We start from the raw sequence: 13,363 nt of genomic DNA, 5'->3' as shown, positions 1-13,363 counted from the left end.
AACACGCTGCCTCGGCGATGCGCATCCGTGCGCATCGCCCCAAGGAGATTAAAGAATGCCAAAGCTCTTGACCGTTCGCGATCTGGTCGTCGAAGTCCCTGCACGCAATACCAAAATCATTGATGGGATCAGCTTCAGTGTGGATGCCGGTGAGACCCTCGGTCTTGTTGGGGAGTCCGGTTGCGGCAAGAGCATGACCTGTTACGCCGTTGCGGGCATGCTGCCGCGCGGAATCACCCGCACCGGGGGCTCCATCGAGTTCGAACGTGATACGACGAAATCCGGCAGGGCCGCTGATCCGACGATCGCAATGATATTCCAGGACCCAACCAGCAGCCTGAACCCGGTTCACACAATAGGCCGCTACCTTGAATCGGCGCTCTATCGCCATCAGGGGCTGAAAGGCAACGATGCCCGGCTGGAAGCCATGCGGCTTCTCGAGCGCGTCGGTATCGACCGCGCCGCAAGCCGTCTGCGCGCGTATCCCCATCAATTCTCCGGCGGCATGAACCAGCGCGTCATGATCGCGCATGCACTTGCGGCAAAGCCCCAACTGCTGATCGCCGACGAACCAACGACTGCGCTCGATGTCACCATGCAGGCGCAGATCCTCCACCTCCTCGAAGAGTTGAAGGCCGAGACTGGCATGGCCCTGATGATCGTTTCCCATGATCTCGGGGTGATTGCGCGTCTCGCTGACAAGGCAGCAGTCATGTATTGCGGCAAGATCATCGAGACGGCTCCAATTGCGGAGCTGCTTGCGCGGCCCGCTCATCCCTATGCCCGCGCTCTGATCGACTGTATGCCGAGCATCGATCCCGCCGATCTTGAGCCACCGATCCCAATCCCGGGTTCTGTTCCTCTTCTCGAGAGCCTGCCTGATGGCTGTTACTTCCATCCGCGCTGTCCGCGCGTGGCCGAGGAATGCCTGGCTCGCTTCCCTGCTCCCTCCAGCATCGGCCTGTCACACGAAGCTTCCTGCTATCATCCGGTGGTCGCATGATGACGCCCCTGCTTCAAACAAACGATCTGACGAAGGCTTACAGGCACAATACTGGTTTCTTCGCCAGGCCGACGCAGCAGCTCGCCGCGAACCACATCAGTTTCGAACTGTCGGCTCGGGAACGCATCGGTGTTGTCGGCGAATCCGGCAGCGGCAAGTCAACACTTGGCCGACTGCTCCTCGGTCTGACACCCCCAACCAGCGGCGATGTATGGTTTGACGGCGTAAACCACAAAGACCGGACGAAGGCGGACTGGAGGAATTTCCGTGTTCGCACCTCCCTCGTACAGCAGAACCCGCTCGCGGCGCTTAACCCGCAAATGATGATCGGCCAGCAGGTCGCCGAAGGCCTGATCGTTCATCATGTCTGTGGTCGGGAAGAGGCCTATCGGCGGGCAGCCGCGATGCTGGAACGTGTCGGCCTCTCCGGAGCGATGATGAACCGCTACCCACACCAGATGTCAGGCGGTCAGCGCCAGCGCGTCGTCATCGCACGCGCGCTGATCCTTGATCCAAAGCTGGTCGTTTTTGACGAGGCTGTTTCGGCGCTCGATGTTTCGGTGCAGGCCCAGGTGGTGGCACTTCTGAGCGAGCTCTGGCAGGAGATGGATCTCGCTTACGTCTTCATCACCCATGATTTGAGGATCGTTCGCCATCTCGTTGACCGTATCGCCGTCATGTATCTCGGCCGCATTGTCGAGACAGGCGACATCAAGACGGTCTACCAAAATCCGCGGCATCCCTACACGCGGGCACTCCTGGCTTCCGTGCCGACCATGGATCCCAGGGTTCGAAATATCGAACCGCCGATCAAAGGCGAACTCGATGCCAGCAATGCGTCAAAGGGTTGCGCGTTTCGGGCACGCTGTCCGTTCGCGATCGACCGATGCGTCAGTGAAACGCCGGCCTTGCGGCTGGTCGGGAACCAGCAAGCTGCCTGCCATCGTGCAGAGGAGATTGACCGCCAAGCCGTCCCGGCGGCTGATGCCGTCGTGAAGAAGGAGTTGGCCATATGACCAGCTTCATTTTCGCCCGCGTCATACGTGCCATCGTCGTTCTCGTGTTCACGGTTACCATCGTTTTCGTCATTCTGCGCTTGAGCGGTGATCCCGCGCAGTCGATGTTGTCGGATAATGCCGGGCCGGAGGCACTTGCCGCATTCAACGAGAAGTGGGGTCTCGACCGCTCTATCCCGGAACAATATCTCTACTATGTCGCCAATGCATTCCATGGCGACTTCGGGACATCATTCGCAGATGGCCGAGAGGTGTTCGACGTTATCAGCGAGCGAATCCCTAAAACCCTGCTGTTGACGGTTTCGGCCTTTTTCCTGAGCCTCCTGATCGGAATTCCCGTCGGCATTATTGCGGCTGTGCGTCGTGAATCTGCTGTCGACAAGGGCGTGATGGCCGGCGCTGTTCTCGGCTACAGCATTCCAAACTTCCTGCTCGGTCTGGTCTTCGTCTTCGTGTTTGCAGTGTGGCTTCGGGTACTGCCGAGTTCCGGCAGTTCAACCTGGAACCATGCCATCCTGCCCATAGCGACCTTCGCGCTGTTCAACGCTGCGGCCGTGGCGCGGTTCATGCGCTCCACGTTGATCGACGTGCTCGGTCAGCCGTATATCGCGGCAGCCCGTGCGGATGGCATACCGAATTGGGACGTCATCTTGCGTCACGCCCTTCCGAATGCAGCAATCCCGATGGTGACGACACTCGGCTTCGTCGCAGGCGGTCTGCTTGGCGGATCCGCACTCATAGAGCCGGTATTCTCGTGGCCGGGTCTCGGAAGTGGGTTCGTCAATGCGACGAGCACCGGCGATCTACCCGTCGTACAGGCCATGATCATCCTCTTCACTGCGTTCATGGTGGCCATCAACCTCACCGTCGATGTTCTCTATGCGGTTCTCAATCCGAAAATCAGGAAGCACTGACATGGCATCGATCACCTCCTCCAATCCCGCGCCGATCTCCGTGCTGGCCTCATTCCGCAAAATGCCGGCAAGCATAACTCTATGCTGCCTCTGGATTGCGATCGTCGTCATCGTCGGCGTAACGGCACGCTGGATTTCGCCCTTTGACTACCTAAGCCAGGATCCGATCGCGCGGTTTGCCAGGCCATTCCTGTCGGCCGAGCACTTTCTTGGAACCGACTATCTTGGTCGCGACGTTGTCAGCAATCTGCTCGTCGCGACACAGATGACGTTAATGATCGCGCTGGTTGGCTCCGTCATTTGCGCTATCATGGGGACCACGCTCGGCCTGCTGGCGGCCCATTTCGGTGGCTGGGTGGACAACACCATCATGGGCTTCGCCGACGCCATGGCGTCGGTTCCTTTCATCGTCATTGCGCTCGGCGTTCTGGCGCTGCTTGGTTCCAGCCCAATTCTCTTCGTGTTCCTTGTCGGTTTCGCCAGCTGGGAACGTTATGCGCGACTGACGCGCGGTCTGGTCCTGAGCGCGAAGGAGGAGGGCTATGCCGAAGCCGCTCGTATCGTCGGCGTGCCTCCGATGCGCATCTATCTGCGCCACATGCTCCCCAACATCGCTGGCCCCCTGATCGTTCAGTTCACCGTGAACTTTCCAGAAATCATCCTTCTGGAAAGTGGCCTGAGTTTCCTCGGTCTTGGCATTCAAGCCCCGGAAACGAGCCTTGGGCTGATGGTCGCTGACGGCCGCAACTATCTCGCGATCGCATGGTGGATCGCCGCATTCCCCGGCGCCGTGATTGTCCTGACGACGCTCTCCATCAGCCTGCTTGGCGACTATCTGCGCGATCGCTTCGACGCGCGCCTCCGTTAACTCAGAAGGAAAAGACTATGAATCCGCTTCGAATGACGATTGAGAACATGCGCATCGGTGGTCACCGCGGCCACAGCGCCGGCGCCCCGGAAAATACGCTGGTCGCGTTTCGCAAGGCTTTCGAGTATGGCGGCCCGCTTACGACCTGCGAGACCGACCTCTCCATCACCAGCGATGGCGAGCTCGTTCTGATGCACGACAAGACGGTTGATCGCACGACGAATGGCCACGGCATCGTCCAGAAAATGACCTATGCTGAGCTGGCGAAGCTTGATGCCGGCAGCTGGTTCAGTGACGAGTTTTCAGGTGAGCAGGTACCGCGGCTGCGTGATGCGCTGATACTCGCACGCGAGCTTGGCATCATCTATCAGCTAGAACTCAAGATCTACGACCAGAACGGCGTGTTTTTCCCGAAGCTGCGCGCATTGATCGATGAGCTTGGTGCCGCCGACCTGTTGCAGTTCTCTTCCTTCGATTATGTGCAGCTGAGGGACGTCAAGAAAGCCATCCCGGAGGTTCCGACAGTCGGCCTGATGCACTCCCGCCTTATCGATCCTGCGTCGCTTGCTCGCCAGGCCAATCTCGATGCCATGAATATCGAAGTCTATCATTTTGCCAGCGGCGAGGCGCGCCAGCTGCATGAAGAGGGCTTTGCGGCCTTCTGCTATCTGCCAGCCGGCCACCATGAAAAATTGATGACGTATGGCGTGGACGTCGAATCTCAACTTGTGCAGTGGGTCCGTGAAGGTCAGCTCGATCAGCTTCTCGGTGACGATGTCGCACAGATCGCACGGTTGCGGGATCAGGCGCGTGGATAAGGTAAACACAACAGTCTCTTCGGATCAGGCGCGCATTGTCGAGGACATTGCGCGGGAAGCTGGAAACCTGGCTCTATACCACTTCAAAAAACTGGCCACCTTGCCGGTCGAGAAGAAGGGGCACCTCGACCTGGTCACCGAAGCCGACAAGCAGGTCGAAGCCCTGATTGTCGCGAGGCTTCGGCAAGCTTTTCCAGATGATGGAGTCTTCGGAGAAGAGGGCGGCGAGATCACCGGCACTTCGGGTCGCATCTGGGTCATCGATCCGATTGACGGCACGTTCAACTATGTCCGCGGCGCCCAGAACTGGGCTGTCTCAATCGGGCTTTTCGAGAACCGGCGTCCCGCCTTCGGCGTTATTTTCGCTCCTGCACGCGACCTTCTGTTGATCGGTGGTCACGCCATCGTACCGCAGCTCAATGGAAAGCCTCTCGGTCCCCTGCCCGCGCTCGACATGTCTCGCGCATCGACAGGCTTCAGCATTCATCCATCGGTCTCGACGGCTGACAGGCTGGAGGTCATCCGGTTCATCTCGGATGACCTGCGCATAAGCTTCCGCTTCACGGGGTCCGCAACGCTCTCGTTGATCGAAGTGATGATGGGTGAGACAGATGGGTACGTTTCTGTCGGTGACTCCACATGGGACGTCATGGCGGCATTGCCAATCCTCGCGGGACTGGGCGTCACTCACACGATCGATTGGGACAATACGGAGTTACCGCAGAAACTTCGTTTCGTGTGCGGCTCCAAGGAGTTTCTCAATCGAGTAAAGCCGGTGCTGAACAACCTTTCGGCGGCTGCCTGACCCTCAATCGCCTTTTACCAACGGGCGCCGCGCAAGCCGGTGCGACGCTCCTTACAATCGGAAAAAACCTTCAAGCATCTCGTCAGTCAAGCCGCTGAATAATCGAGATATTCAGCACTCTTGATCCACCAATCCTATAGCCGACGTGCATGACAGGAGTGTGAAAGGCTATCGACTTGGCACACAAAACTACCGAAGTTTCAGCACCAGTAGACGGCAAGCTGCCGAAGGGTGATGTCAGGACGCAATATGCTGCAATTTGCTTTCGACGCATACCTGAGCAAGACGGAGCGATCGAAGTCCTGCTGATAACGAGCAGAGACAGCGGCCGTTGGGTCGTCCCAAAGGGATGGCCTATGGGGAAGAAGAAGCCCCACCAAGTTGCCTGCACCGAGGCCTGGGAGGAAGCCGGAGTGAGAGGCCGTGTCCAGAAAAAGGCATGGGGTCATTACACCTATCTTAAGAGGCTGGATGACGGAAATCTTGTCCCTGCGATGGTCCAGGTCCATTTGCTCGATGTGCAAGGGCTCGAGAGCGATTATCCCGAAAAGGACGAACGCAGACTGAGCTGGTTCACGCCGGCGGCCGCAGCCTCTTCCGTAAGGGAACCGGAGCTTCGTTGCTTGATCTCAAAACTTGAAACCCTGGCGTTGCCGGCCACGTATCAGCGCTCCGAGCCGTAAAATGAGGATCAATTGATGGACATGGATTTGCTCCGCCGAACCGCAGATTTCCGTTCGGTTGCCGACGCACGGCTTTTAACAATGGAAGATGGCCCGGGCAGAGGACAGCGTCTTATCATTGCCAGAAATGCCGCCGGTATCGGCTTCGAGATCGCGGTCGATCGTGGTTTCGACGTGTCATCGCTGTCGTTCAAGGGGGTGAATGTAGGCTGGCACTCTTCCAACCAGATGCCATTCTCGCCACATGACCCGGATTCAGAAGAGGGGTTGGGCTTTTTCCGCAATTTCGATGGCTTCATGGTGACATGCGGTCTGGACCAGTACAGCAGGCCTCATGACTCCGATGTCACGCATTACGGATATCCAAATCTCAAATCCAGGCGGTTGCCGCAGCACGGCCGGATCTCGTCCGAGAAGTCGCGGCTGAGGAGATTTGGCGTCGAGGTTGGGACACGCACCATCATCTGCGAGGGCACGGTGCGGCAATCAAGTGTTTTCGGAGAGGTTCTAGAACTGCACCGCAAAATAACCGTGCCGATTTTCGAGTCCACATTGCTCATTGAAGACACGGTAACAAACCGAAGCTTCCGACCATCCGAACACGCTATCCTCTATCACCTCAATGTCGGATATCCATTCTTGGACGAGACCTTGATCGTAAAAGGCTTGCCTGAACCTGCGCTTTGCGAAATCAATTCGACTCCGCCGATCCCTCACGACAGCTTTGGAGAAAAAGTGGATCATATCGACTGCCGCGTCACTCCGCACGACACGCCAATTGTTCTCGAAAACAAGCGATGTGGTTTCTCCCTCTCCCTGACCTATGATCAGGTGGCGCTTCCAAAGTTTGCGACCTGGCGCGCCTATCAGTCCGGCGTATTCGCACTTGGGATCGAGCCTCGATCCGATCTCCGACCACCCGAAGGCGGTCAGCTGGATGCTGGGGAAAGCCGCACCTACAAGCTGCAAATAGATTTACTCCCCTCATGAAACGGGGTGCAGGCTTTGGAATATTTGCGACAGCCCGCTCGATTCCAGGCTCCAGAACCCTCCACAAGATAATGGGCCCTGCTGTCAGCTATCTGCCGATATTCCTCTGTAAAGCCAGCTCCAGGTCCTGTCGAAATATAGATCGGCAGACTGCCTTGTATCAAAATCGGCGCTGCCCATCATCGCGGGGATGGCCGAGGTCTTCGGGCCGTGCCGCAGCATCAAGTATTTGCTTTGCGAAACGGGGCGGAAGACATCGGTCATCTCATCTGTTCAACACCAATATAACAACCGCTCAACGGGCCTTGAGAAAGCGATAACCCGTCCTGAAATCATTGGTATATATTCGGTCCACCGCCACAAAGGGCACATTGCGGCGATAGTCTTCAAACAGCGCTTTTGTCCCCGCTCCCAACTGCCCGGGCTTGCGTAGATCAACAGCTTGCGCTGCATGGAGCAACTGTATCGAGGACATCCAGTAGAGGTTATCCAGAATTCGGCCGAGATTGGTGACCGAAAGCGGTGCGTGGCTGTCCAGATCCTCGATATTTCCTGCCATCGCAATCGACCCTACGGGAGCCTGCGCGCCGATCTGCTGATTTTCGGCCAGAAGCGCGACGAGTGGTTTCTGGATCGCGCCAAATGCATGTCCCTGATTGGTTTCAGCAGCAAGGAACCGCGAAAGATGCGTCATGTCAGGGTTTTCGAAGCGGATCGTCTGCATCGTAATGGCCTGTGACAGACGCACCAGCGCCGTGTTCAGAGCCTCAACCCTCGAGGCCACCGGCAGCATCTCAAAACCCGCACTAGGATAGATCGCTCCCGATATTTCGCCCTCGATAAAATACTGGGAGACCTGTCCGGAAGCCTTGTCGTCCGAGGCTCCCGCAACCACGCCCGGATTGTCATCACTGTGATTGATCTGGATTTCCAGCGCCCTGGTCAGATCCTGCGTCGCAATTTCGGCTCCGCCAAGCACATAGGCCATGGTGCGATAAGACAGCGGGTCCTGCAGTGCCCGATCCTTCGCGGGCGACCAGAGATAGCTGCCGTCAAGGGCAGAGCGAACCATCAGTGCCCCGGATGTGTTTTCGGCAAAGGGGCGCAGCTCGTTCGTCGCTGCGAGGAAAGGGGCGACATTGCCGTTAAAACCTTCCAGTGCAAGACCAAAGACAACGGCTTCCTTTTCGAGATAGCCCGCCGTATCGTGCGCCAGCAGGGCAGCCTGTCCGGCGGTCAGCGCATTCGTACTAAGGATCGAAAGGAAATCCTTGCCAACCGGCTCGAGCGGAGCGATGCCGGCGTCAGTCAGGGCACGCGCTGCGGGAATGCGGTTGCCTTTCATGAAGACCTCCCCCTCGCCGACCATCGCCAGACCGATATGGGAGGCAAGGGTGATATCAGCCTCGCCAACAGAACCGCGTGAAGGAACCACCGGGGTGATCCCCTGCTCCAGGAACTGTCGATACATTTCCGCAACGGCGCTCTGAACGCCGGTTCGGCCGGTTGCAATCTGGTTTAAACGGATCGCCATACCCGCCCTCACGGTCTCGACCGCCATCGGCTCTCCGACGCCTGCGCCATGAGCGCGCAGAGACGTCGAATTGAAAGCGCGTGACAGTTTCAGCAAATCGTCGTCCAGCACGCGCTTGCCGTCCTTCATTGCGAAAACTGGGCGATCCTTGTTCCAGCCAACGCCGACCGTCAGGCCGTAGACCGCCTTGCCTTGCAGGGCGGCCTCCATCACCAGATCGAAGCCTTCGGCGATCCGTTTGTCCGCGCTTTCGGTGAGAGTAATTTTGGCGCTGTCATCCCGCGCCAGGCCGACGACCTGTTCCACGGTCAGGTTTTGACCGTCGATGGACCAATGTTCCGCCCGTGCGTTTGAAGCAGCAAGCCCGGCGATCGCAAAAGCTGTGACAATGGAGAGGCGATGAATAGTCCCGTTTTTAACAGACATGATGTTCCCTTGAGTTGGTTATTATTATGCCGTCATGTTTGCAGCACTGTCCGGCGTCGACACGGCTTCGCTTCGACTGGAAACTTCCAGACATGACGGGTGGAGCAATTGGGGGAGCTGGGCCTTGAGCGGCCCATCTCCTTTAGTTCGTGGAATACGGCTTCGGCAGGATCAGAACCGCTATCAGCGATATGAACGCCGCGGCCATGACGTAAAATCCGGGCGCGTGATAACCGATGCCCGTGCTGCCAAGCCAGGTCAGCGTCGCCGGGGCAAATCCTCCGAAGATCGTTACGGCGGCATTGTAAGCCAATGACATGCCGGTGGTGCGGATATTCGTCGGGAAAACCTCAGACAGGGTTGCGGGCGCGACCCCGACATATCCCGAGACCATGATGCAGAAGAGGCTTTGCACGATGATGAGCGTCGTCAGCGTCGGTGAAGATTGCAGCCACCAGATCAGGGGATAGACAGCGACCAGCATTGCGCCGGCGGCAATGGCAAGCATCACGCGCCGACCGATCCTGTCCGAAATGCTGCCGGCGCTGACGCAGCCGACCGCGAGGAAGACGTTGCCAATCAGCGATGCCGTAAACGCCTCCGAAGGGCTGAAACCGAAAGCACGCTGAACGAAGATCGGCATGTAGATGATCAGCACATAGACGCAAACCGCCCACAGGATCGAGAAAGCGAAGCCTTTGAACAGATGGCCGAAATAGTCCGAGAAGACGAGCTTCAGGGGTGTTTTGGCGGACTGGTTCTCCAGACTTGCCTGTTCGGCCTGAAAAGCCGGCGTTTCGTCCAGCGTCTTGCGCAGCCACAGGCCCACCGGCGCGATCAATACGCCAATGAAGAATGGGATCCGCCAGCCCCAGTCGCCGATCTCCTGCTCCGTCAGAAGCGAGGTAACCGCAAAGGCGACGAGTGCACCCATGATGTTGGAAATCGCCATGCTTGCCTGGAGCCAGGAAGCATATTTGCCTTTTTTGTCGGCGGGCGCATGTTCAACAAGAAAGGCGGCTGCTCCGCCAATTTCTCCACCCGCGGAGAAGCCCTGAAGGACTCGTCCGGCAAGGATCATGAGCGGCGCTCCCACACCAATCGCGGCATAGGTCGGCGCCACCGCGATCAGCAGGGTGCCCGCCGCCATGATCATGATGGTCAGGAACAGTGCGGCCTTTCGGCCGGCCTTGTCGCCATAGACCCCGATCACGATGGCTCCCAGGGGGCGGATCACGAAGCCTAGCCCAAAGGCGAGAAAGGCTTTCACGAGTTCGACCGTGTGATCGCCGCCGGGAAAGAAATTATGGGCGATGTAGATTGCAAACAGCGCATAGACGGTGAAGTCATACCACTCCAGGGCGTTGCCTATCGATGCTGCCGCAACGGCGCGCTCCGGTGATGACCGTCTGGCCGGTGTCACTGACAAATTTTGATATGTTTTTTCCATTATTGTCCCCTCTTGGCCTGCCAGCGACGGCAGGCGGTGTTGATTAGTGATCGTAATTTTCCGCCCTTCGTGGCGATTGATGACGTCTCCTCGCTTTGACCTGTCAGATCTGCACGTGATTTATGCCCTTGCTGGCAATTTCATCCTGCGCCTCGGCATAGCCCGCATCCGCGTAACGGATGACGCCGAGCCCGGTATCATTGTCGAGTGATTGCGAAAGCCGGTCGTCGGCCGCGTTGGTTCCATCAGCAACGATCGTGACCCCTGCCGAGGTCATGAAGCCCGCATAACCCCCGCCGCCGGAATGAAGTGCGACAAGGTCGGCGCGCGAAGCGCAGAGCAACATCGCGTCGAGAAGCGGCCAGTCGGCGATGGCGTCCGAACCGTCGAGCATGTTCTCCGTCATGATGTTCGGATGCGCCATGCCCGCTGAATCGAGGTGATCGCGAGAGAAGGCGACCGGCCCCTTCAATTCGCCCGAAGCGACCAGAGCGTTGACCCGACGTGCGAGTGCGCTCCGTTCGCCATGGCCGAGCCAGGCGATGCGTGCCGGCAACCCCTCGAACGGAACGTGCTTGCGCGCCAGCGAAATCCAGTTGGTGACGATCTTGTTGTCCGGAAACATCTCCAGCACCAGCTCGTCTATCCGCGCAATGTCCGAGGCGTCGCCCGACAGGGCCATCCAGCGGAAGGGACCAATCGCCCGGCAAAACAGCGGGCGCAGATAAGCCTCGGTGAAGACCGGAATGTCGAAGGCATCAGCAACGCCACCGGCCTGCGCCTGCGTGCGGATCAGGTTGCCATTGTCGAAAACCTCCGAGCCGGCCCGCTGGAATTCGAGCATGGCTGTTACCTGTTTGGCAATCGACGCCCTGCCGGCCTCGATCAGCTCATCCGGGTTCTGGCTGCGCAGGCGGCGTACGCGGTCCAGATCGTAACCGATTGGAATATAACCATAAACGAGATCGTGGGCGGAGGTCTGGTCGGTCACGATATCCGGAATGATCCCCCGCGCAGCTATTTCGGGATAGATTTCCGCTGCATTGCCGACAAGTCCGACGGACAGCGCCTCACCCTTTGCGCGTGCCTCTTCAATCCGTGCGAGTGCGCTATCGAGATCATTGGCGATCTCGTCCAGATAGCCGATATCCTTGCGGGTGCGGGCCCGTTCCGGATTGATCTCCACGCACAGGATGGCCGCACCCGCCATGCGGCCTGCAAGCGGCTGCGCACCTCCCATGCCGCCAAGGCCCGCGGTCAATACGAAACGCCCGTTCAGCGTACCGCCGAAGCGGCGTTCGGCAATGCGCATGAAGATTTCATAGGTGCCCTGAATGACGCCCTGCGAGCCGATATATTGCCATGCTCCCGCAGTCAGGCCGCCCCAGCATATGAGGCCCTTGCGTTCGAGAGCATAAAAATTCTCGGCCTTGGCCCATTGGCCGACCATGTTGCAATTGGCCATGATGACCATCGGAGCCTCGGTCGAAGTCTTCATCAACCCGACCGGCTTTCCCGACTGAATGACGAGTGTCTGATCCTCATCCATGGTCGTCAATGCGCGTACGATGGCATCATATGCGGCCTTGTTGCGGGCCGCCTTCCCGAGTGCTGCGTAGACGACGAGATTTTCAGGGTCTTCACCGACAGCCAGCACGTTTTCCATGAGGCGCAACAGGGCTTCCTGCCGCCAGCCCTTCGCGCGAAGGTCCGGGCCTGAAGGGATCGGGAAGCCCGGATTACGGGGATTTTCTCTCGGCATCTTCAGGCCTCCAATGCGTAGTCGGTCAGGTTGATGCCCATGACCTTTTCGGGGTGGACATAGATCGCCGGGTCCATCAGGCCCGCGCCGATCGGAATGAGGGTCTTCGGGACATGCAACAGATGGATCTTCATGCCGACCTTCAGCTCACCGACAGACAGCGGCTCGATCTCCTGCGACAATGTGGTGATGACATCCGGAAAGGTTGCGAGGCGGCGACCATCGACCGCATCGACCGCCATGTATTCGTTCATCACATGCAGAGTCAGCGCCGCATCGCCCCTGCCGATGGTGACCGTACCAACGTCGAAAGCCTCATTCGTATAAACGACATCCTTCGCCGTGATCTCTCCTTCAATCATGATCCTGCCGCCCGTGGTCGCAAGGATCGCGTCGAGGATTGCCGCATGCCCTCGAGGCTCGGCGGCGAGGATTGCGTGACCAAGCTCCAGCGCCTTGGAAATTCCGCCGAGCGCGGCATTTTTCGCGACGTAGCCGGCGCGAACCGGGTTGCGGGCCGAGGCGATGAAACCGCCCGACATGTCGGAGGCCGTGCGCAGGATGGGAGAGATCCGGCCGGTTGCGCCGCGCGTTACAAGCTCGATATAGCGGTTCTGATCGCGATTTCCGCCGACGGCCGTCTGGATCGACTGGTCCGGTTTTCCGGCCATGCCGATTGCCCCCATGTCGCCGGTCGGATGGGCGCGCATGTCACCCACCGCGTCCAGCACCTTGCAGCCAAGGATAGCCGAAGGCAGCCATGCGTTGAGGGTCGAGGACTTGCCGTTCTGCCCGATCATCAGGGCCGCGACCTTTGCACCAAGCGCGTTCTGCAAAAGCTGCACGGCCTTGACATAATCCACGCCCCGCATTTCCCAGGGCGTCGTGGAGGCCGGCGCGCCGATGGCGGCAGCCGTCGCCACCCAGTCATCTTCGTTCAATTCGTCGATCGAGACGAGTTCAGGCGCACCGGCGTTCACTGCGGCATAGCCCAGCATCCGTCCATGGTGGACCCAGCCGCCACCGCCAGCCGCATAGACCGCGCCTCCCCGCACCGCGGGTTCCACATCCTTCTCCGTCAGAATTCTGGCCAC

12 protein-coding genes are annotated in these 13,363 nt (G+C 58.8%); 8 read left to right on the top strand and 4 right to left on the bottom strand.

Features of this window, described 5'->3' with window-relative positions; genetic code table 11:
- The first annotated feature begins 55 nt into the window (after nucleotides 1-55).
- The 8 genes from AKG12_RS12935 to AKG12_RS12900 all read left to right on the top strand — a co-directional run bounded on the left by AKG12_RS12935 (nucleotide 56) and on the right by AKG12_RS12900 (nucleotide 7,097).
- Complete coding sequence (locus AKG12_RS12935) at nucleotides 56-1,003, top strand: ABC transporter ATP-binding protein (RefSeq protein ID WP_052819111.1); 948 nt, start codon at nucleotides 56-58, stop codon at nucleotides 1,001-1,003.
- The gene (locus AKG12_RS12930) at nucleotides 1,000-2,019 is read left to right on the top strand and encodes an oligopeptide/dipeptide ABC transporter ATP-binding protein (RefSeq protein ID WP_052819110.1); all 1,020 of its coding nucleotides are present in this window, start codon (nucleotides 1,000-1,002) and stop codon (nucleotides 2,017-2,019) included. Before AKG12_RS12935 ends, AKG12_RS12930 begins: the two co-directional genes overlap by 4 nt.
- Nucleotides 2,016-2,933 carry an ABC transporter permease gene (locus tag AKG12_RS12925; protein ID WP_046802216.1) on the top strand — a complete coding sequence of 306 codons (918 nt, stop codon included), beginning with the start codon at nucleotides 2,016-2,018 and terminating at the stop codon, nucleotides 2,931-2,933. Before AKG12_RS12930 ends, AKG12_RS12925 begins: the two co-directional genes overlap by 4 nt.
- 1 nt (nucleotide 2,934) lies before the next feature.
- Nucleotides 2,935-3,801: an ABC transporter permease gene (locus tag AKG12_RS12920; protein WP_052819109.1), complete on the top strand. Its 867-nt coding sequence runs from the start codon at nucleotides 2,935-2,937 to the stop codon at nucleotides 3,799-3,801.
- Between the two features lie 17 nt (nucleotides 3,802-3,818).
- A complete protein-coding gene (locus AKG12_RS12915; protein ID WP_052819108.1) occupies nucleotides 3,819-4,619 on the top strand; it encodes a glycerophosphodiester phosphodiesterase in 801 nt (266 codons plus the stop codon).
- A complete protein-coding gene (locus AKG12_RS12910) occupies nucleotides 4,612-5,424 on the top strand; it encodes an inositol monophosphatase family protein (RefSeq protein ID WP_285277736.1) in 813 nt (270 codons plus the stop codon). Before AKG12_RS12915 ends, AKG12_RS12910 begins: the two co-directional genes overlap by 8 nt.
- 356 nt (nucleotides 5,425-5,780) lie before the next feature.
- Nucleotides 5,781-6,107: an NUDIX hydrolase gene (locus AKG12_RS31390; RefSeq protein WP_498752664.1), complete on the top strand. Its 327-nt coding sequence runs from the start codon at nucleotides 5,781-5,783 to the stop codon at nucleotides 6,105-6,107.
- A gap of 15 nt (nucleotides 6,108-6,122) precedes the next feature.
- On the top strand, nucleotides 6,123-7,097 hold the full coding sequence (locus tag AKG12_RS12900; protein WP_052819105.1) for a DUF4432 family protein: 975 nt from the start codon (nucleotides 6,123-6,125) through the stop codon (nucleotides 7,095-7,097).
- A gap of 295 nt (nucleotides 7,098-7,392) precedes the next feature.
- On the opposite strand, the gene AKG12_RS12890 is transcribed toward AKG12_RS12900, so the two are convergent.
- From AKG12_RS12890 to ertC, 4 genes are all read right to left on the bottom strand, one after another.
- The gene (locus tag AKG12_RS12890; protein WP_052819103.1) at nucleotides 7,393-9,057 is read right to left on the bottom strand and encodes an HAL/PAL/TAL family ammonia-lyase; all 1,665 of its coding nucleotides are present in this window, start codon (nucleotides 9,055-9,057) and stop codon (nucleotides 7,393-7,395) included.
- Between the two features lie 142 nt (nucleotides 9,058-9,199).
- Complete coding sequence (locus AKG12_RS12885) at nucleotides 9,200-10,507, bottom strand: MFS transporter (protein ID WP_052819102.1); 1,308 nt, start codon at nucleotides 10,505-10,507, stop codon at nucleotides 9,200-9,202.
- A gap of 103 nt (nucleotides 10,508-10,610) precedes the next feature.
- Complete coding sequence (gene ertB, locus AKG12_RS12880; RefSeq protein ID WP_052819101.1) at nucleotides 10,611-12,269, bottom strand: thiourocanate hydratase; 1,659 nt, start codon at nucleotides 12,267-12,269, stop codon at nucleotides 10,611-10,613.
- 2 nt (nucleotides 12,270-12,271) lie between these two features.
- A complete protein-coding gene (gene ertC / locus AKG12_RS12875; RefSeq protein WP_052819100.1) occupies nucleotides 12,272-13,363 on the bottom strand; it encodes a thiohydantoin desulfurase in 1,092 nt (363 codons plus the stop codon).

Origin of the sequence: Agrobacterium sp. SUL3, assembly GCF_001263295.1 — a bacterium.
GTDB lineage: Bacteria > Pseudomonadota > Alphaproteobacteria > Rhizobiales > Rhizobiaceae > Agrobacterium > Agrobacterium tomkonis.
The sequence above is the reverse complement of the archived record's forward strand: the minus strand, read 5'-3'. Positions and strand labels throughout refer to the sequence as shown.

What these genes read in the sequence shown, in the direction of transcription:
- AKG12_RS12925 (WP_046802216.1), top strand. Translation starts at nt 2,016, where the DNA reads ATGACCAGCTTCATTTTCGCCCGCGTCATACGTGCCATCGTCGTTCTC.
- AKG12_RS12935 (WP_052819111.1), top strand. Translation starts at nt 56, where the DNA reads ATGCCAAAGCTCTTGACCGTTCGCGATCTGGTCGTCGAAGTCCCTGCA.
- AKG12_RS12920 (WP_052819109.1), top strand. Translation starts at nt 2,935, where the DNA reads ATGGCATCGATCACCTCCTCCAATCCCGCGCCGATCTCCGTGCTGGCC.
- AKG12_RS12930 (WP_052819110.1), top strand. Translation starts at nt 1,000, where the DNA reads ATGATGACGCCCCTGCTTCAAACAAACGATCTGACGAAGGCTTACAGG.
- AKG12_RS12885 (WP_052819102.1), bottom strand. Translation starts at nt 10,507, where the DNA reads ATGGAAAAAACATATCAAAATTTGTCAGTGACACCGGCCAGACGGTCA.
- AKG12_RS12890 (WP_052819103.1), bottom strand. Translation starts at nt 9,057, where the DNA reads ATGTCTGTTAAAAACGGGACTATTCATCGCCTCTCCATTGTCACAGCT.
- AKG12_RS12900 (WP_052819105.1), top strand. Translation starts at nt 6,123, where the DNA reads ATGGACATGGATTTGCTCCGCCGAACCGCAGATTTCCGTTCGGTTGCC.
- ertB (WP_052819101.1), bottom strand. Translation starts at nt 12,269, where the DNA reads ATGCCGAGAGAAAATCCCCGTAATCCGGGCTTCCCGATCCCTTCAGGC.
- AKG12_RS31390 (WP_498752664.1), top strand. Translation starts at nt 5,781, where the DNA reads ATGGGGAAGAAGAAGCCCCACCAAGTTGCCTGCACCGAGGCCTGGGAG.
- AKG12_RS12915 (WP_052819108.1), top strand. Translation starts at nt 3,819, where the DNA reads ATGAATCCGCTTCGAATGACGATTGAGAACATGCGCATCGGTGGTCAC.